A 19,784-nucleotide genomic window follows, 5' to 3' on the forward strand; every position below is an offset into this window, starting at 1 on the left:
GTTATAAGAACTGCCCTATGAGGTCCATGAAAAAAAAAAACCCCCCCGCCGCTACGGCACTGGCCCCAGCTTCAATCGCAGAACGCATATGCAATAGACTGCCGGCTCCACCCATCGCTATCAGCGGAACTGGTAATTTACCGGCAATCTCTCGGATCAAGTCACAATCCACGCCTTCCATGGTACCGTCCCTATCCACCGAGTTGAGCAAAACCTCTCCTGCGCCAAGATTCACACATCGCCAAAGGAATTCTTCCAGCGGTAAATCCAAAGCCTTATCCCTACTAGAAAAATAAAGCTTCTTCTTCCCCAACCAACTCTTCTTAACATCAGCGGAAATCACCACCGCTTGGCTGCCGTAGTGATCCGCAATCTTTCGTATTAGTTCAGGCGACTCCAATGCCGCAGATTGCAGGGACACTTTCTCAACTCCCAAAGAAAACAACCTGCTCGCCTGCTCAAAGGTCTTTATACCCCCTCCATAACATAGAGGCATAAAACACTCGCCTGCTATCTGTTCTATGAGCTCAAAATCAGGAGGCCTGTTCTGCCGTGATGCCTCTATATCCAACAAAATCAGCTCATCAACTTCCTTTTCATTAAATATCCTTATCACATTGATGGGATCTCCAACATATCTAGGACTGGAAAACCTGGTAGTCTTAACCAATCCCCCTCCTGAAAGCAAAAGACAAGGTATAATACGATGTCTCAGCATACTATCACATCTCCACAAAACGCTTTATCAATGCCATGCCGTATTTATGGCTCTTCTCCGGATGGAACTGAACGCCAAAGATATTGTCGTGCTCAAACGCCGCTACAAAATCATAGCCATACTCACAAGTGGCAACCACATCCGATGCGTCGTCACACATCACATGGTAAGAATGAACAAAGTAAAAACGCTGTCTTTCTTCTGGCTTTATCAATCTATTTTCCCTTTTGATAGATAGCGAATTCCAGCCCATATGGGGGACTTTTAAGCTAACCCCTTCCGGGAAACGAAACCTTACCACCTCAGCATTTATCCAGCCCAACCCCGGCAAGCTTCCTTCCTCGCTTCTCTTAGCCATGAGCTGCATACCAAGGCATATTCCAAGGATAGGCACCCCTCGCTCTAAAACAGAATAACAAAGGGCATCCAAAAGGCCAGAGTCCCTAAGAGATTTCATACCAACATCAAAAGCTCCAACCCCTGGGAGTAGAAGTTTTTCCGCCCTTGCTATTTCATTCGGGCTAGAAGATACGTTACAATCTACACCAATATATCGCATCATATTTACGATAGAGTTAATATTTCCAAACGAACACGATACTATCGCTATATTAATCATATCATCACCATTAATAAATAAACTCTCCAGTTTTTTGAAATCCCAAAACTAACCGGGCTATATTCTCTATATTCCCCTGCGCACCACAACTAAGAACAAAAACAACACACAACCGCAATATTAAAACAAACATTTTAGAGCTTTTATAACACACTGACAGGGTTAAGACAATCATACATATTAATAAAACCCCTAACAACATCATTCCAGTTATTAATTTTAAGTATTATATTTTTATTTACCTTAGACTTTTCGCGCAAGTAATCTATATTTTCTAGAACATATAACAACTTGTCGCGCAACAAACCATCCTCAAGGCGATCCAATACTTCGTAATAAGCGCCGAGTTTTCTTAGCTCACTATAATCAAGCCAAGCTCCGTTAATTACAACATTACCAGCATATAAATTCTCTTGCATTGATGCCGACAATACATCCGTGTTCAGTAGATTTATAGTTATGTTGGTTCTTTTTCTCAAAACAGCTATTTCTTGCAACGACATAACTTTCTTCTCTATATAATACCTTATTCCACGTTGACCCAGGACATCGGAGCATTTTTCTATTATTTTATCTCGATAACCAGAGTCACCATATCCCATCGGCAAAAACAAGAAGAACTTACATGCGATATAATTCGGCAGTTTAGCCACCTCTTCTATTATGTAAGAGTGATTATCGTTACTAGAAGATGAATGCCCTATGGTTATAACTATATCGGTGGCATCAACCAAATGCTTGTCATTAAATTCATCTATATCGCTCTTTTTTACTCTATCTATTATAGCAAAGTCCATAATCGAAGCAAATCTAGTTATAAATAGTTTCCTTTTGTCTCCAAAGAGTTCAACACATCTTTTTATCATCTTTTCTCTCGCTAAACTAACTGCCAAAGCTCTTCCCACTAGAGCCCTACACATAGCAGCTTTGATGCCATTAATTTGATACAAATCAGAACCCCAAAAAGTTAGAATATAATCGCCAATAAACGGCAAAAAAAACCAGTATATCGGACTTACACCTTGAAAATGAATAAAATCATAGCGGTTTTTATTTTTAAAAAGAAAACCTCCAACCATCAATATAGCAGATAACAACCCAGTTACTCGTGGAGCTGTCCCCTCTATCAACTTATCTTCTCTAAAACAAATAAATAAACCCCTATACGGGTCATACCAATCAATTAAATACCTATTTTTTCTTGAATTAGCTAAATAAATAAATTTACCAATATAACTATCATCGGTTCTGATGTCAGATCCAATCAACAATATTCTTTTGATATATTTGTCTTTTTTGTTACGCCCAAAACTTGTCCATTTGATCATCATGGTTCACCCCCCCCCACAATACAACACATAGCCAAAGATATTCTGACACCAAACAAAACATCAAAACAAAACATATCTACCATGTACTCCAAACAAAACTATAAACTCTTTGTATTATCTCCACCGTCTTCCTGCCCTCACGTCCTGTCACCATTGGCTCCGCCTTGCCATCCAGGACATCCAAAACATGACGATAAAAGGGTAGATGGCCGTAACCATAAACGCTGGGCGGATCCGTATCAGCACAGTGTACTTCTTCATCCATGGGATCGGGACATTCAAACTCCCAATGCTCTATCCTGTTTAAAGCAACCCCGCCTATCTTCACGGTGCCACGCTCCCCAATCACCGTTAAACTGCCCTCCAGGTTCTTGGGATATGTCAAAGTAGTAACGTTCAAACTGCCAAGGGCGCCGCTGCGATAACGAAGGTTCACCACAATGGTATCCTCCGCCTCTATTCGCCTGCCCAGCGTGGCGCTAAACGCCTGAACCGACTCCACCGACCCGCCTATCCACTGCATAAGGTCCACGTAATGGGAAGCCTGGTTGCTCAAAGCCCCTCCATCGAACTCCCAAGTGCCGCGCCACTTAGCCTGGTCATAGTAGCTTTGGGGACGGGTCCAAAACACGTTTGACGATATCATATATATCCTGCCAAAGCGCCCCCCCTCAAGGGCTCTCCGCAAAAGCTCCACCGGTTTGTTAAAACGGTTCTGCTTCACCACAAAATACATAACCCCAGCCTCGTCGCAAGCTCTTATGGCCCTGTCTACCGCATCAAGGCTCGTCCCAGCTGGCTTTTCTGACAAAGCATGGCATCCGTGCCGAGCCGCCGCTTCCACATGGGCCGGATGAAGCCCCGATGGAGTGCATATGCTCAGCACATCGCAGCCTACAGCTTCCAACATCTCATCGATTGATCCAAAGGCGCCGCAACCCGCAACCTCAGCAGCGTTTTCAGCCCTGCTCCTATCAACATCGCAACAGGCCACAAGCTTGGCCCTGCCCTCTTCTTCCAAAACCCTCAAGGCCTCCACGTGCTTTCCGCTTATACGGCCACACCCCACAAGACCAAAACGGTACATCCCCATCCTCTCCCACTCCAAACCCATGCTTCTACAGCACCGTAACGTTTGACGGCCTATCGGCGCCGTACACGTTCTTGCAGTCCAGCACCATGGGGACATGACAGGCCACCATCTGATAGTCCACTCCATTCCTATGCCCCGTGGCTACCACAGCGGCATCGTAAGCGGAAAGAGCCGAGGATGAAATTTCTATGGATTTTACAACATCCCCAGCAAATTTGACGGCCGGGCAATAAGGGTCGAAGTAGTCAACGATGGCCCCCTTCTTGATTAACTCCTCCCAAACCTTAAGCGAAGGCGACTCCCTCACGTCATCAATATCCCCCTTGTAGGCAACCCCAAGCAAAAGTATCCTGGATCCCTTCAAGGGCTTCGTGCGCTCGTTCAGCATGTCCTGAAGCCTTGACACCACATATCGTGGCATTTCATCGTTTATGTCCCCCGCAAGCTCGATAAGCCGGGTGTGGTAATCATAGCCCCTGGCCCTCCAGGTAAGGTAGTAGGGGTCTATGGGGATGCAGTGGCCACCCACGCCAGCGCCAGGATAGAACGGCACGAAGCCAAATGGCTTGGTAGCCGCCGCGTCTATCACCTCCCAAACGTTGACACCCATCTTATGGCAGATAATCGCCATCTCGTTGGCCAAGGCACAGTTGACTATCCTAAAGGTATTCTCAAGGATCTTGGCCATCTCCGCTTCCTTGGGAGACGAAACCACGAATACCTCCGCGTCAAGCACCGCTTCATAAAGTGCCTTGGCATGCCTTGTGCACTCCGGAGTGCAACCCCCAACAACCTTAGGGGTGTTGCGGGTCTTAAACCGCTGGTTCCCGGGGTCCACCCGCTCAGGCGAAAAGGCAAGGTAGAAATCCTCTCCAGCCTTGTAGCCTTTAGATTCAAATATTGGCTTCAAGATCTCTTCCGTGGTGCCAGGCCAGGTGGTGGATTCAAGGACCACCAGCATATCCTCGTGCATGTACTTAGCCACCGACTCCGCCGAGGCCTTCACATATGATATGTCCGGTTGCTTGTATTGATCCAAGGGCGTTGGGACGCATATGGCCGCCACATCACACTCTGCAATACGGCCGAAGTCCGATGTGGCCATAATCCTGCCATCCTGAACCAAGCGCCTGAGATCCTCACCAACCACATCGCCTATGTAGTTCTCACCGCGATTTACCTTATCGCATTTATCCGGTTGGACATCGAATCCTATGACTTTAAAACCAGCTCGCGCCTTTTCCACCGCCAAAGGAAGCCCCACATAGCCCAAGCCTATGACGCCCACAACGGCGGAACGGGAAGTTATCTTCCCCATAAGAGACATGCCCACATACCCCCATTTATTAAAAATTCATCCTAATTCAACCACAATTACCGGGAAGCAGCTCCCATTATAAGCCTCAATATTTCCGATGGCCTCCAAGCATGGCTCAAGTGATTATATAAACCGACCTTGTCTAAAACGTAAAAATGCAGGCAAAGGGCAAGGGGAACCGCCATCAAGGAGATGGCGCTCCATATAATCCCCCATCCAGCCATCTTCCAGCACAGCATTCCAAGGGGCACCCCCCAAAGCAGCGAGAACGCCACATGGGGCGCCGCAAAACGCCATGGCACCCCAAGCCCACAAGACCCAAGAAGCACACGGCCGTACAGAAAGGACGACAAAGCTATGGCAAGCGACGTGGCAAGGACTATGCCGTAAACCCCAAAGGGACGCCAAAACAAAAAGTCCAAAAGGGCGTTGAAAACAAGGCTTGGAACTACCACCATCAAGACCCTGCCCATCCCCCCTGACGCCTGGGCGGCTCTAAAAAAAACGGTGTTCAACACGTAAAAAGGCAGGGCCCACGAGAAGATCCCAAGGCAGGCCCCGGTGGCGATGACGTCCTCCCACTTAAAAGATCCGTGCCCAAAAAGCAGCCTCACCAACGGCAATGACCCGGCAAAAAGAGCCGCCCCAACGGGAAAGATATAAGCCACACTTAACCCGGAGGTCCCCTCTACCATGCGCCTTTGATCCTCAGATCCCCCAGACTCCACCGCCTTGGATGCCTTCACCAGGAACATCATGGCTGAGCTCGAAAAGAGCGACCCCGCCGCTGAGAACATGACGCCGCTGTAATATAGGTGGGTCACCCCCCCCACGGGCAGCATGGAGGCAAAATACCGGTCCACAAAGGTGTATAAACTAAAAACACCATTTAAAACAAGACAGGGGAGGAACAGACCCAAAGCCTCCCTTAAATCCTCCCCCTCCGGCCTGCCTCCGATCAAAAGCGGATAGTCCCTCACCGCCGGCAAAAGCAGGACAAAGCTCAAAACCCCGTTGAAGACCACCGACAACCCAAGGGCCGGGATCCCCAAGCCAGCCGCTACCCCGCCGACCAAGACAAGAAAGGACAAAAGGTTCGCAGCGCCGGCGACAAGATGGGGAACCACGTACCTGTCTTGCGCCATGGCCCAGGCCTCAAGGGGAGAGGCGGCAACCTTAAAGACGAGGAAGAGGGCGCAAATCCCCATGAAGTACGACGCCGATTCAGCCCTCTTTGGATCAAAACCCGGAGCGAAAAGGCCTATGACGGGGGCCCTAAATGCGTAAAGCAGCGCCCCTCCCAATACGGCGCCAAGAAAAACAAGGCGCACCACCGCCCCCATAAGGGACCGGGCCCTGGCCTCATCCCTCACCAAAAGCCTTGACGCCACCGGCAGGACCGCGCTCTCCACGCCCACGATGAAAAGCGCCATGAAAAGGGACGTCAGACCAAAGGCCATGTTATAACCGTCCATATCTACGGAGGCCCCGAAGAACCATGCCAGAACCAGCATCCTTGCGTAACCCACCGGTTTTGACAAAAGGGTCAACGCAAGGATCAGCAGAGACGCTCCCCGGGCGGACTTAACCGACGCCACCTTTGAAATGAACCTCCCGATGCGGAAAAAAACGCTCAAGAATACCAACCTCTCCTAAATTGATCCACAGCCTCCGAGGGACTCCACAACAAACCCACCCAGGGCGACCGAAGGAGATCATAGCAGGGAACTACGCCCCGCCGACGGACCTTGACACGGCTTGGAATCTAGATTCTAGCATGAAGTAGGCCTCTCAATGGCGGAAACCACCTTTTCGGCCCTTGCTTTTTAATGGCCCTCGCTAATAATATATTCAACTAAATCCGCGGATGGAGGTACTCCCCATGGAGGTCTTTTTCGACTTCGCGTGCCCCTACTGTTACCTGGCCTGGAGTTTTCTTAAGAAACTCGGCAATCCTCTGAAGGGCCTTGAGTGGACGCCGTGGCAGATCATGCCGGAGGTGCCGGAGGGCGGGATGAACCGCCGCTGGTCCAACCTGGGGGCCTTAAGGGCTCTGGGAGAACCGGCGGAAGCTAATTTCGCGGATCTCAACCTGGTCCCAAACACGAAAAGGGCCCTTGCGGCGTACCTTTGGGCCAAGGCAAGGGGTAAGGGGCAAGCCGCCGGGGACGCCCTCTTCAGCGCCTTCTTCGCCCGGGGGCTTAACATATCGGACCCCGATGCCATAGTGCGGGTCTTCTCCGAGGCGGGCCTTGAAAACCCCGCAGCGTCCTTCGACGACCCCCTGCTCCACAAGACGCTGGAGGAGAACGACCGGCGGGCGGAGGAGATCGGAGTGGAGGTGGTCCCCTCCTTCGTAAGCGACCACAGGGTGGTCCTCCGATGGGATACGTCCTTCACCGTGGAGGACCTGGCGGAACGAATCTCCTCCTGGAGGTGACGCCTTGTCAAGGATAGTGGTAGTCGGGGCCTCCGCCCGGGAGATATCCATAGACGTGGACTCCTACCCAAAGGTAGACCATAGGGTGGAGGCCTCCCATTACAGGGAGCGCACCTCAGGGCGCGGCGCAAGGCAGGCGGCGGCCTGCGCAAGGCTCAAGGCCCAGGTGAGCCTCATAAGCGCCGTGGGCACCGACGGGTCCGAGCGGCCGCTGATGGAGGACCTGGAGGAGGAGAAGGTGCACATTCGGGGGGTCAAGGTTGTACGGGGAGCCCACACAATGCTGGAGGTGACCATGAACCTGTCCTTCGGCGGGTACGGCAAGGTGGTATACCCCGGGGCCTCCCACATGCTCACCCCCCAGCAGGTGCTGGAACAGGCCAAGCTCTTCGACGGGGCCCAGTGCACCCTGTTGCAGCTGGAGCTAAAGCCCGAGACCGTGCTGGAGGCCATGAGGTGCGCCAAGCGGGCGGGGTGCCTGGTGCTTTTGGACCCATATCCCCCGTCGGAGCTGCCCGACGAAATGTGGGGCATGATCGACGTGGTGATGCCCAACGCAGAGGAGTTGGCGAGGCTCTCGAAAAAGGACGACCCCGACGAAGGGGCCCAGCGGCTCATAACCTGGGGGGCCAGGGCGGTTGCGGCCCACTTGGGCCCCCTGGGGACCATAGTGTACTCCAAGGGCTCAAGGCCCAGGTCCCTTCAGGCCTTCCGGGTGGACACCCATGACCACTCAGGGGCGGGGGACGCCTTCGCGGCGGGGATGGCCGTGGCGCTGGCGGAGGGCAGGGACCTGGAGGAGGCCGCAAGGTTCGCCTGCGCCGCCGGGGCCTTGGCCTGCACACGGAAGGGCACCATCGACAGCTTCCCCTTGAGGGAAGAGGTGGAAGCGCTGCTCAAGGCCCAGCCAAGGCCCGGTTCGTTCACCGGCTGATTGGTTCCATGGGATTTATCCACAAAACAATCCACCGAAAGGGGAGAACTCCATGCGGCACTTAAAAACCCCCGCCAGGGATCGTTCTGGCCAAGAGGCGGGGGACATGTACGGCGTAAGGGACCAGGTGGCCAGGATAATAGAGGAGGTCCAAAGGCACGGGGACCGGGCGGTGATGGAAGCCTCAAGGCTGTACGACAAGTCCGAAGCGAAGCACCTCAAGGTGCCGGAGGAGGTTCTTGAGGAGGCGTTCCTTAAGCTGGATTTAGGGCTTAAAGACGCCGTCCTCAAGGCAAAGGACAACATCGCCCGCTTCGCGGAGCTTCAGATGCGGTGCCTTTCGGAGCTTAGGGAAACCGAGATATGCCCCGGGGTTTTCCTGGGACACCGGGTGGTGCCGGTGGACTCCTGCGGGTGCTACGTCCCCGGGGGGGCGTATCCACTGGTCTCCACGGTGCTGATGCTGGCGGTGCCCGCCGCCGTGGCGGGGGTCAAGAGGATATGCGCCTGCACCCCCGTAAGACACGGTGAGGCCCTGCCGGACCGGGCGGTGCTGGGGGCCCTTTGGGCTTCGGGGGTCCGGGAGGTCTACGCCGCCGGCGGGGCCCACGGGGTGGCGGCCATGGCCTTCGGCACCGAGACCATAAGGCCCGTGGATCTCATAGTAGGGCCTGGCAACAAGTACGTAACCGAGGCCAAGCGGCAGTGCTTCGGCAAGGTGGGCATAGACTTCGTGGCGGGGCCCAGCGAGGTGATGGTGATAGCCCAGACCGGCAAGCCGGAGTACATAGCCTGGGACCTTTTGGCCCAGGCGGAGCACGACCCCGACGCCAAGTCCGTGCTGGTGGCCACCAGCCAAGAGCTGGCGGAAAAGACCATGCTAAAGGTGGAGGAACTCCTCAAAGACCTGCCCACGGGCAAGACCGCAAGGCGATCCTGGGAGGACAACGGGGAGGTGGTCCTGGCGGACTCCATGGAGGAGGCGGTGGAGCTGGCAAACCGCAAGGCGCCGGAACACCTGGAGCTCCTTGTGGAGGACCCGGACAGGTGGATAGGGAGCCTTAGGAACTACGGATCCCTCTTCATAGGGGACCACTCGGCGGAGGTCTTCGGAGACTATGCCTCCGGCACCAACCACACGCTGCCCACCGCCGGAGCCGCCCGCTACACCGGCGGACTTTGGGTGGGGAACTTCCTCAAGGTGCTGACCCACCAGCGGATAACCCCCCAAGGGGCGGCGGATCTCTCCTCCGTGGCCGCGGAGCTTGCCCGGGCGGAGGGGCTCTGGGCCCACCGCGGGGCCGCCCTGGTCCGATCCCAAGGGAGGGGCTGAACATGATAAATCTACTTTATTTAAATAAAACAAATCAATCCAGACCGTGCTTAAAAAACCCCACGGGGCTTGCCCTGATGGCGGCGCTGGCGCTGCTCATGATGGTCCAAGGGCCCGCCGAATCGGCCCCCAGGGCCTCCATGGTGACCATAAGGCGGGAGGTCAAGGGCTTCCCCATAACGGTGCGTTACGCAAGGGTGGAGAGCGGATCTCCCGGGGCCGCCAAGCTCTCCATAAACAGGGCCCTAAGGCAGGACGCGCTAAGCGCCATGGCCCACATGGTGCAGATCTTCAGCTCGTCGGAGGCCAAATCCAACCCGGACCGGTCCTCCTTCTACGGGGAGCGCAGGGCGGAGGTTGCCTTCCTCAAGGGCAACCTCATAAGCGTGAAGAACGTAGGCTTCGTAAGCGCGCCAATGATGGCCCACCCCGTCACATCCTTTTCGGCGGCCACCTACGACCTATATACCGGCGAGAGGGTGGCCCTAGGACGCCTCTTCAAGGAGGGCTGGGAAAAGCGGATAGAAGAGGCGGTCAACGCCATGGCCAAGGAGAGGATATCCAAGGACCAGCTGGCCCTCAACGAGGGACAGGATCTTCCTAAGGGGGACGACTACTCTTACTCCTTCTACCTGGACTTAAAGAGCAAGAGCCTGGTCATATTCTGGGAACGCTACCGGTTCACCCCCGGGGTCTACGGGGACGTGGAGTTCAAGATACCCCTCAAGGACCTCCAGGACATCGCAAGGGAACCCGCCATCAGGATCCGCTAGCCGCTATAGGGCCAGGGCACCAAAGACACTCAAGGAGCCCAGGATAAGCAAGGCGGCCAAAGGCCCGGACAGCCGAAATACGAGGGGCCCCGTTGACAGGGGACATTTGGGGGTCTAACATACCGACCGAACGGTCTGTCTACGACGCCGTAAGCCACATATGAAACACATATGAAAGAAAGTAGATCGGAGGGATGTGTCCGGTGATCAGTTTTAAGGTGAGTCCCCGCTGGATCGCCGCCGCGGCGGTCCTGGTGTTGGGGGCAGCGGCTTTAAGGCTTGCGGGAGGGGATAAGAGCCAGCCCGCCAAGGCCAAGGATATCCCGGTGTCGGTGGCGACCGCCATGAGCATGGAGTTCAAGGAGGCTTTCTCAACCCAGGGATCCATACGGGCCCTGCGCTACGCCTCGGTGACCCCCAAGGCGGACGGCACCATATTGGAGATATACGTGCGGGAGGGGGACCGGGTGAGAAAGGGCGCACCCCTCTTCAAGACCGACAACCTCCGGCAGGAGGAGGCCCTGAAGATGGCCCAGCGGGACCTTGAGGCCGCCGCCTTCGCCGCGGAGGAAAGATCCCAGGCCCTCATCCGGGCCCGGGCGGACCTTGAGCGGGTGGAGCTGGACCACAGACGCTTCGGCGAGCTCCTCAAGGAGGGGGCCATAAGCCAGAGCATGTTCGACGACGTGTCAACCCGCTACCTGCAGGCAAAGGCGATGGTGCGCTCCGCAGAGAGCATGCTCAGTTCCGCCAGGGCCTCGCTCAGCAAGGCAAGGGCGGCCCTTGAGATAGCCCGGAAGAACTACGGGGACACCACCGTTTACTCCCCCATGGACGGCATGGTGAGCAAGCGCATGGCGGAGCCCGGGGAGATGGGGCGCCCCGGCGTTCCGGTGCTCAGGATAGACGATCCCTCCCGGCTGGAGGTGCAGGCATTCCTTCCCGCGGAGCTCTACCCCAAGGTGCTGCCAGGCAAGACGAAGGTCGTCATAGAGGACCCCTCGGGGCTGTACCGGGAGGAGCTCACCGTGTCCACCAAGGCGCCGGTGGTGGACCCCGTGACCAGGACCTTCGAGATCCGCTGCAGGACTCAGGGCAGCCCCTACAAGGTGCCCGGCGCCATGGCGAACCTCACCTTCCAGATAAGCACCCGCACCTCCATTGGGGTGCCCGCCAAGTGTCTGGTGCGGAAGGAGTCCGGCACCGTGGTCTACCGCATAGCGGGGGCCGCCGCCAAGGAGGTTAAGGTGGAAACGGGCCTCACCGCCAAGGGATGGGTTGAGATAACCTCCGGCGACCTGTCCGAGGGGGACCTGGTGGCGGCGGACGGGGCCTCCATGCTGTCCGACGGGTCGAAGGTAAAGACCGTAAGGAGGCTTAACTGATGGCCCTCCACCACGTTTCCCTAAGGCGCCCGGTGGCCATGGGGTGCCTTCTGATAGCCCTTGCGTTCCTTGGCATCAACGCCTACCGGAAGATGGGGGTGGAGCTGATGCCCAAGGTGGACGCCCCCTTCATCACGGTGCTCACCATATGGCCCGGGGCGTCGCCGAAGGACATCGAGGCCGACGTGGCCAAGAAGATAGAGGACGCGGTGTCGTCGGTGGACGGGATAAAGCACATAAAGTCCACCTGCATGGAGAACGTGGCGGTGGTGGGGCTGGAGTTCGAGCTTGGAACCAACGTGGACGCCGCAGCCAACGACGTGCGGGAGAAGCTGGACCCCATAATCCCGGACCTGCCGGAGGGGGTGGAGAAGCCCATAATACAGAAGTTCGACATAAACGCCTCCCCGGTGGTCACCATGGCGCTGGTGGGGGACATGCCCATAGACGAGCTCTACGACTACGTGGACCGGAAGCTCAAGGACCGCTTCTCCACCCTTCCTGGTGTGGCGGAGGTGCGCCTTACGGGCGGCTCCGAAAGGGAGCTTCACGTGCTGCTCAACCGCTTCAGGCTGGCGGAGCGGGGGCTTACCTCCTACCAGGTCACCAAGGCACTGGCGGAAGGGGTGAGGACCGTGCCGGCGGGGCGGATAAAGGACGGGGACGACGAGGCGTCGGTGCGCTTCGACGGGGACTACAGGAGCCTTAAGGACCTTGAGATGATGCCCCTTACCTCCAGGAACGGCATCAGGACGACCCTTAAGGACGTGGGGGACCTCAAGTTCGACGTGAAGGAGCGCCGCCAGGCTGTGTTCCTCGACGGCAAGCAGGCCATAGGCATCCAGATAGTGAAGAAGTCCGACGCCAACGCCGTGGCGCTGGTGGACCGGGTGATGAAGGTCTTCCTGGAGGTTCAAAACGAAATCCCCGGCGGCACGAAGCTCGTGTGGGTAACCGACGAGGGCTCTTACATAAGGTCCTCGGTTAACGGCACCATATCAAGCATAATCCAGGGCATCCTCCTCACCGCGGGCATACTGTTCCTCTTCCTGTACAACGTAAGGTCCACCATCGTGGTGGCGGTGAGCATGCCCCTTACCATAGTGATGTCCCTTTTCTTCATGCAGCTTTTGGGGTACACCATGAACACCTCCACCCTGTTGGCTTTGGGGCTGTCGGTGGGCATCCTGGTCTCCAACAGCCTTGTGGTGCTGGAGAGCGTGCTGTCCCGCCTCAAGGAGACCCAGGACCCCTTAAAGGCCGCCATGGAGGGCACCCAGGACGTCTTGATCGCAGTGCTTGCCAGCGCCGGCACCAACGTGGTGGTCCTCCTGCCCATAGGGCTCATGGGCAGCATGGTGGGCATGTTCTTCCGGCCCTTCGCCATAACCTCCCTCATCGTGAACGCCATGTCCATATTCATCTCCTTCACCCTAACCCCCATACTATCCGCCCTGCTGCTTAAAGCCACCTCCGGCGGAACCCTTGAGAAGCTGGAGGCAAAGTTCAACGAGAAGCTTAACCGGATGGCGGAACGGTACGTGGAGATGGTGAAGCACCTGGCGGAGCGGAAGGTCCTAGCCACAGCGGTGCTGGCGCTGGTGGCGCTGCTCTTCTTCCACTCCATAACCCTCATGCCCAAGATAGGCTTCAGCTTCGCCCCTACGGTGGACAAGGGGAACATATACGTGAAGATGGAGTTCCCCACCCGGCAGAACCTGGACATCACCATCCAGCGGGTTTCGGAGGCGGAGAAGCTCCTTAAGGGCCTTCCCCACCTTAACCACGTGTACTCCACCATAGGCAAGGTGGAGGGAGTGGGGGAAAGCGAGGAAGGGGTTTACCTGGCCCAGACGCTTTTGAACTTCTCCCCCAAGACCACGCGGGACGTGGACATCTTCCAGCTTTTGGATCAGGTAAGACAGCGGATGAGGAACTTCCCGGGCGCCAAGGTCACCGTGAGCGTGCCGTCCTTCATAGGAGGCCAGAACATACCGGTGCAGCTCGACATAATGGGCGACGACTTCGACGAGCTGGACAGGATAGCCCTCAACGTGCAGCGCCTTACCCAGGGGATGGAGGGCCTCGTGGACACCGACACCTCCGTTCGGGAGGGCAAGCGGGAGGTGGTGGTGACCCCCGCAAGGCCGGTGCTCTCCGACATGGGAGTCCCGCCGGCGGCCCTTGGGGCGGTGCTCAGGAACAACATCGAAGGCGAGAAAGGGGCGGTGTTCAAGACCCCGGAGAAGAACTACGACATCCGGGTTAAGTTCGACGAGCAGCCGGGGATGGATCAGATACGGAGCTTCCAGCTTCCAATCCCAGGAGGCGGCACCATACCCCTGGGGGCGGTGGCGCAGGTGTCGGAGAGGATGTCCCCCATAAAGGTCTACCGGGCGGACAAGATGAGGACCGCCAAGTTCTTCTCGGACCTTTCGCCGGGATACCCCCTTGGCACGGCGGTTAAGAACCTGTCCCAGGCCATAGAAGATCAAGGGCTCCTCCCTCCCGGGTACAAGATCGCCTTCAGGGGGGACTACGAGCGCATGTCCGACGCCAACGACGCCTTCGCCGAGGCGGGGGCCCTTTCCGTGATCCTCACGTTCCTGGCCCTTGCCGCCATACTGGAGTCCTTCAAGTGGCCGGTGCTCATACTGACGACGGTTCCGTTGGGGCTCACGGGGGTGCTTTGGGCCCTTTGGGCCACCGGAACTCCCATGAACATCTTCGTGCTCCTGGGGGTGGTGATGCTCATAGGCATCGTGGTGAACAACGCCATACTGGTGGTGGACGAGTTCCGAAGCTTGAGGTCCCGGAGCGGAAGCAAGGACAACGTTAAGACCATGCTCCTGGCCCTTAAAACCTCCTTCCGGCCCGTGGTGATGGTGACGTTGGCGGCGGTGCTGGGCATGCTACCCCTGGCGGTATCCCGGGGCATGGGAAGCGAGTTCACCAACGGCATAGGCATCGCCTCCGCGGGGGGCGTGGCCATGTCCGGGGCGCTAGCCCTCTTCGTGGTGCCCCTAATCTACATCGTGCAGGACGAGTGGCGCAGGAAATCCAACGGAGCCAAGACGGGGCAAGAAAGGCAAGGCTCTTAACCTAAACACAACAAAAACACAGCCCCCCCTTAACACCCCATGGCTACCATCTCCCCAAATCCGTACGGGAGGTGTGTGGTCATGGGGATTTTTAACCAAGTCCCAAGGTTCAAGGGTCTTGTCTTGGGGTGTTTCATGGGAGGCGTCCTCCTTTCATCGGTACCGGCGGCTCTGGAGGCCAAGGAGGCGCCGCCGGATCTGGTGAAGGCCGCCAAGCGGGAAGGCCGGCTGTACACCGTGGGGATGCCCGACGACTGGGCCAACTGGAAGGACACCTGGCGGGACATGAAGGCCCTTTACGGCATAGAGCACCAGGACACGGACATGAGCTCCGCCCAGGAGATAGCGAAGTTCGCCGCGGAGGGGAAGAACGCCACCGCGGACCTTGGGGACGTGGGGATAGCCTTCGGCCCCATAGCGGTCAAGAAGGGGGTGACCCAGCCCTACAAGACCTCCTACTGGGACCAGATTCCCAAGTGGGCCAAAGACGAGGAAGGACATTGGATCGTGGGATACACGGGCACCATAGCGTTCCTCGTCAACAAAGACCTGGTGAAGACGCCCCCAAGGTCGTGGCGGGACCTGCTTAAAGGGGACTACAAGGTCACCGTGGGGGACGTGGGGGTGGCGGCGCAGGCCAACAGCGCGGTGCTCGCCTGCGCCTACGCCATGGGGGGAGACGAGAGGAACGTTAAACCAGCCATAGACTTCTTCGCCAAGCTGGCCCAACAGGGACGCCTCTCCACCAGCGACCCCTCTATAGCCATGATAGAGAAGGGCGAGGTGGCGGTGGGGCTCCTCTGGGACTTCAACGCCCTGAACTACGCGGACAAGGTGGGGCGCCAAAGGTTCGAGATCCTGATCCCATCGGACGGAAGCCTCATATCCGGCTACGCCACCATCATAAACCGCTGGGCCAAGAACCCAAACGCCGCAAAGCTGGCAAGGGAGTTCATCCTTAGCGACCGAGGACAGATAAACCTGGCCAGGGGCTACGCCAGGCCCATAAGGACCTCGGTGAAGCTTCCGGAGGACGTGAGGCGAAAGCTCCTCCCCCAGTCCCAGTACGCCAAGGCCCGCCCCATAAAGGACTTCAAGGCCTGGGAGGAGACCACCGCGCAGCTTCAGCGGCTCTGGCAGGAGAACGTGTTGGTCCATGTCAACCGCTAGGGGCTTGGTAGTAATCCTCATAGACGGCCTCTCCTCCGCCGCCGCCCTGCACATGGGATGCCTTGAGGGGATGGTGCGGTCCTCCATGGGGGCGAGGAAGGACATCTGCTCCGGGCTTCCCCCCATATCCAAGCCCCTCTACCACTGCCTGTTCACCGGCGTGGAGCCCTCAACGTCAGGGCTTCTGTCCAACCACGCCAAAGCCCCTTCAAGGGACCCGGACAACCTGTTCGGGCTTGCAAGGCAGATGGGCCTTACAACCTGCGCCGCCGCCCACCGGTGGTTCGGGAAGCTCTTCGCCCGGTGGGACGTGGACTCCATGGGGCGCTTCCAGGACCTGGAGTCGGGGGACCTGTGCTTCGGCATCTACTACTCCGACGACCAATACCCTGACAGCCACGTCCTCCAGGACGGGGAATACCTCATAAGACGTCATCGGCCGGGGCTCACGCTTATACACACCATGGGGGTGGACCATGCAGCCCACCTATACGGCACCGGTTCCAGGGATTACACCGAGGCGGTCATGAGGTGCGACCAGCTGGCCTCCCGGTTCCTGTGGGAGCGGCTATCTGAAGGCTTCGCGGTCATGGTCACCTCCGACCATGGGGTAAGGGAATCGGGGCTCCACGGGGGCACCTCCGAGGAGGAGACCAGGATACCCCTTTGGATTTTCCCAGAACCCTCCGGGGCCCTCAGGGAGGCCTTCGAAGGCGTGGAACGGCAAAAGGGACTAAAGGGGCTGATGGCGGAACTTCTCAAGGCGGTGGGAGGGGGTGGCCAAAGTGCGCCGGAGTAGGACGGTTACGCGGCGCGGCGCTTGGTTCATGAAGGCATTGGCCCCTTCGGGGCCGCTCATCGTGGTCTCTCTTGGCTTCCTGCTGCTGCCATTGTGCTGGACGGTGTGGATGAGCCTTTCGGGGCCCCACGGAATTGGGCTGCAGAACTACCGCCGGATATGGGAGTCAGCCTTTCTGGTTCAGAGCTTCAAGAACTCCATCAGCATCTCCGCCTGGTCCTCCCTTTGGGGGACCCTGCTGGCCCTTGGGGCGTCCATGGGGATAAGGCGTAGCCCCATAAGGGACCGGATGCTGTCCTTTTGCAACTCCGTGAGCAACTTCTCGGGGGTGCCGCTGGCCTTCGCGTTCATAGTGATACTGGGCACCCAGGGGGCGGTCACCATCCTTCTCCGCCGGTGGGGCCTCTCATGGGACCTCTACTCCAACAGGGGGCTTACGGTGCTTTACACCTACTTCCAGCTTCCGCTGGGGATACTCACCCTCTACCCTGCCCTGGACGGGGTTGGCAGGGACCTTAAGGAGGCGGCAAGGACCTTAGGGGCCTCCGATGCCCGGTTCTGGGCTAAGGTTGGAATACCGATCCTGATGCCCTCCATAAGGGGCACCTTCTGCCTCCTCTTTGCCAACGCCATGGGGGCCTACGCCACCGCCTACGCCCTCACCTCCGGGGCCAGCAACCTGGTTCCGTTGAGGATAAGCTCCATGGTGGCCGGCGACGTCTTTTTGGACTTCAACCTGGCCTCCGCCATGAGCTCCCTGCTGCTGATCGCAACCTTGTGCACCGTAGCCCCAGCCCTAAGGGCAGGAGGTCCCTTGGGAAGCAACGAGCCCGCCGCCCGCCAGGACACAAGCCCCGGGGAAGGGGTTCACTGGTCCGTGGCGGCCGTCACCTGGGGAACCATTGGATTTCTGGCCCTCCCCGTGGGGGCCACGCTGCTCCACTCCTTCAGCTCCACCTGGGGGGCGTCCATCCTTCCCGACGGTTTGAGCCTTAAATGGTACCGGCAGCTGCTTGGGGACCCAAGGTTCCTGTACTCGGTCTTAAGGTCCTTGGGCATATCCGCGGGGGCGGTCATTCTGGCATCGGCCCTGGTGATACCGCCTCTTGTGATAACCCGTTGCTTCGCGCCCCGCTGGCAGCCGCTGCTGGAGGCCCTCTGCGTCGCCCCCCTGGCGGTCCCGCCGGTGGTGTCCTCGGTGGGGCTGCTTAGCCTCTACTCCCCAACCCCCATAGGGGGAACACCGTTGCTGCTGCTGCTCAGCTACTCGGTGCTGTGCCTTCCCTTCGTCGGAAGGTCCGTGTCCTCAGCCCTGAGCTCCATAAACCCCCGGGATATGATGGAGGCCGCCATGACCCTTGGCATGTCCCAGCGGCAGGCGCTGGCACGGGCAGTCCTTCCAAACCTTTGGAAGGGGATCGTATCCGGCGGCCTTATCTCCTTCACGGTCCTCATGGGAGAGTTCGCCCTGGCCAACATAATCATCGGCACCCGGTTTGAGACCATGCAGATATACATCTTCAACCGCCGAGGGGTCAGCGGACACCTGATGAGCGCCATGGTGATGATCCACTTCGCCATGGCCTCAGCCCTGTCATACGCCGCCTGGAGGGCGGTCAACCGGCGTAGTAAGAGGCGGCGCCTTCAGCACAGGAGCCTTGAAACGCTTAGGAGAGGGAGGGAGACTGTCCATGTGGTATCTTCAAATTGAAAACTTGAGAAAGAGCTACGGCAGGGGCGAGGTGATAAAGAACCTGTCCTTGTCGGCGATGGAAGGGGAGTGCGTGGCCCTGCTGGGTCCCTCGGGATGCGGCAAGTCCACCCTTTTAAGGTGCGTGGCGGGGCTGGAGGACGTTGTAAGCGGCTCCATAAGGCTGGCGGATCGGGACATCACGTTCCTTCCCCCTAAGGACCGGAACGTGGGGATGGTGTTTCAAAGCTACGCCCTGTTCCCGAACCTCTCGGTGTTCGAAAACGTGGCCTTCGGGCTCTCCGCCAGGGGGATGAGGGGCTCTCAGCTCAAGGAGAGGGTTAAAGAGGCCGTGTCCATGGTGGAGCTGGAGGGCCTTGAGGACCGGATGACCTGGGAGCTGTCCGGGGGCCAGAGACAGAGGGTGGCCTTAGCCAGGGCCCTGGCCATAAGGCCCAAGCTTCTCCTGCTGGACGAGCCCCTCTCCGCCTTGGACGCCAAGGTGAGGGAGCGGCTCAGGGAGCACATAAGGGCCATCCAGAGGGAGCTAAGGATAACCACCCTTTTCGTGACCCACGATCAGGAGGAGGCCATGGAGGTGGCGGACACCATCGCGGTGATGAAGGACGGCCAGATCCTCCAGCGGGGAACCCCGGAAGAGGTCTACAGGAGGCCCAAGGGGGAGTTCGTGGCCAACTTCATGGGCAGGGCGAACCCGCTTCCCAGGGACCTGGCGGAGGCCCTGGGGGCCCGAGGGAGCGCAAGGTGGATGATACGGCCCGAGGCCCTTAAGATAACGGACCCCTGGGACCCAAGGTGCAAGGTCAAGGGCAAGGTGGAGGACGTGATACCCAGGGGCAGCCTGGTGCGGATCAAGGTCAAAACCAACCACGGCTCCCTTTGGGTGGAGACGCTGAACGGCCATGGGACCCCAATCCCCACGTCAGGAGATCCGGTGGGGATCCTTGGGTCCCAAGAGGACCTGGTGGCGGTAGATCAAAGATGAGGGACCCAGTCTTCAAAGAAGCCTTAAATTAAAAAAGCCCCCTAAGGGCCCCGGGGGCGCGGCCCTTAGGGGGT

16 protein-coding genes are annotated in these 19,784 nt (G+C 57.7%); 10 read left to right on the top strand and 6 right to left on the bottom strand.

The genetic code is table 11. The features are described from left to right. Position 1: 1 nt before the first annotated feature. The 6 genes from N2315_00780 to N2315_00805 all read right to left on the bottom strand — a co-directional run bounded on the left by N2315_00780 (position 2) and on the right by N2315_00805 (position 6,716). Complete coding sequence (locus N2315_00780; protein ID MCX7827731.1) at positions 2-718, bottom strand: AglZ/HisF2 family acetamidino modification protein; 717 nt, start codon at positions 716-718, stop codon at positions 2-4. Between the two features lie 4 nt (positions 719-722). After that, entirely contained in the window at positions 723-1,337 is a 615-nt protein-coding gene (gene hisH, locus N2315_00785; GenBank protein ID MCX7827732.1) for an imidazole glycerol phosphate synthase subunit HisH, read from the bottom strand. 143 nt (positions 1,338-1,480) lie between these two features. Next, positions 1,481-2,668, bottom strand: a complete 1,188-nt coding sequence (locus tag N2315_00790) for a hypothetical protein (protein ID MCX7827733.1) — start codon at positions 2,666-2,668, stop codon at positions 1,481-1,483. Between the two features lie 76 nt (positions 2,669-2,744). Then, the gene (locus tag N2315_00795) at positions 2,745-3,782 is read right to left on the bottom strand and encodes a Gfo/Idh/MocA family oxidoreductase (GenBank protein ID MCX7827734.1); all 1,038 of its coding nucleotides are present in this window, start codon (positions 3,780-3,782) and stop codon (positions 2,745-2,747) included. A gap of 4 nt (positions 3,783-3,786) precedes the next feature. Further along, a complete protein-coding gene (locus N2315_00800) occupies positions 3,787-5,088 on the bottom strand; it encodes a nucleotide sugar dehydrogenase (protein ID MCX7827735.1) in 1,302 nt (433 codons plus the stop codon). Positions 5,089-5,135: 47 nt separating this feature from the next. Next, positions 5,136-6,716, bottom strand: coding sequence for a polysaccharide biosynthesis C-terminal domain-containing protein (locus N2315_00805; GenBank protein ID MCX7827736.1), 1,581 nt, complete (start codon positions 6,714-6,716; stop codon positions 5,136-5,138). 245 nt (positions 6,717-6,961) lie between these two features. On the opposite strand from N2315_00805, the gene N2315_00810 reads away from it, so the two are divergent. From N2315_00810 to N2315_00855, 10 genes are all read left to right on the top strand, one after another. Then, the gene (locus N2315_00810) at positions 6,962-7,519 is read left to right on the top strand and encodes a DsbA family protein (protein MCX7827737.1); all 558 of its coding nucleotides are present in this window, start codon (positions 6,962-6,964) and stop codon (positions 7,517-7,519) included. A gap of 4 nt (positions 7,520-7,523) precedes the next feature. After that, on the top strand, positions 7,524-8,453 hold the full coding sequence (locus N2315_00815) for a PfkB family carbohydrate kinase (protein MCX7827738.1): 930 nt from the start codon (positions 7,524-7,526) through the stop codon (positions 8,451-8,453). A 52-nt stretch (positions 8,454-8,505) separates the two neighbouring features. Next, on the top strand, positions 8,506-9,786 hold the full coding sequence (gene hisD / locus N2315_00820) for a histidinol dehydrogenase (protein ID MCX7827739.1): 1,281 nt from the start codon (positions 8,506-8,508) through the stop codon (positions 9,784-9,786). A 2-nt stretch (positions 9,787-9,788) separates the two neighbouring features. Further along, on the top strand, positions 9,789-10,559 hold the full coding sequence (locus N2315_00825; protein MCX7827740.1) for an RsiV family protein: 771 nt from the start codon (positions 9,789-9,791) through the stop codon (positions 10,557-10,559). 203 nt (positions 10,560-10,762) lie between these two features. Then, positions 10,763-11,944 carry an efflux RND transporter periplasmic adaptor subunit gene (locus N2315_00830; protein ID MCX7827741.1) on the top strand — a complete coding sequence of 394 codons (1,182 nt, stop codon included), beginning with the start codon at positions 10,763-10,765 and terminating at the stop codon, positions 11,942-11,944. Then, positions 11,944-15,045, top strand: a complete 3,102-nt coding sequence (locus N2315_00835; GenBank protein ID MCX7827742.1) for an efflux RND transporter permease subunit — start codon at positions 11,944-11,946, stop codon at positions 15,043-15,045. Before N2315_00830 ends, N2315_00835 begins: the two co-directional genes overlap by 1 nt. Positions 15,046-15,126: 81 nt before the next feature. Further along, a complete protein-coding gene (locus tag N2315_00840; GenBank protein MCX7827743.1) occupies positions 15,127-16,215 on the top strand; it encodes an extracellular solute-binding protein in 1,089 nt (362 codons plus the stop codon). Then, positions 16,202-17,014, top strand: coding sequence for an alkaline phosphatase family protein (locus N2315_00845; protein MCX7827744.1), 813 nt, complete (start codon positions 16,202-16,204; stop codon positions 17,012-17,014). Before N2315_00840 ends, N2315_00845 begins: the two co-directional genes overlap by 14 nt. A gap of 28 nt (positions 17,015-17,042) precedes the next feature. Continuing rightward, positions 17,043-18,725 (top strand): ABC transporter permease subunit, encoded by a 1,683-nt coding sequence (locus tag N2315_00850; protein ID MCX7827745.1) that lies wholly within the window; start codon positions 17,043-17,045, stop codon positions 18,723-18,725. Then, positions 18,706-19,710, top strand: a complete 1,005-nt coding sequence (locus tag N2315_00855; GenBank protein MCX7827746.1) for an ABC transporter ATP-binding protein — start codon at positions 18,706-18,708, stop codon at positions 19,708-19,710. Before N2315_00850 ends, N2315_00855 begins: the two co-directional genes overlap by 20 nt. Positions 19,711-19,784 lie beyond the last annotated feature (74 nt).

The sequence above is a fragment of the Thermanaerothrix sp. genome (assembly GCA_026417795.1).
GTDB lineage: Bacteria > Synergistota > Synergistia > Synergistales > Synergistaceae > Thermanaerovibrio.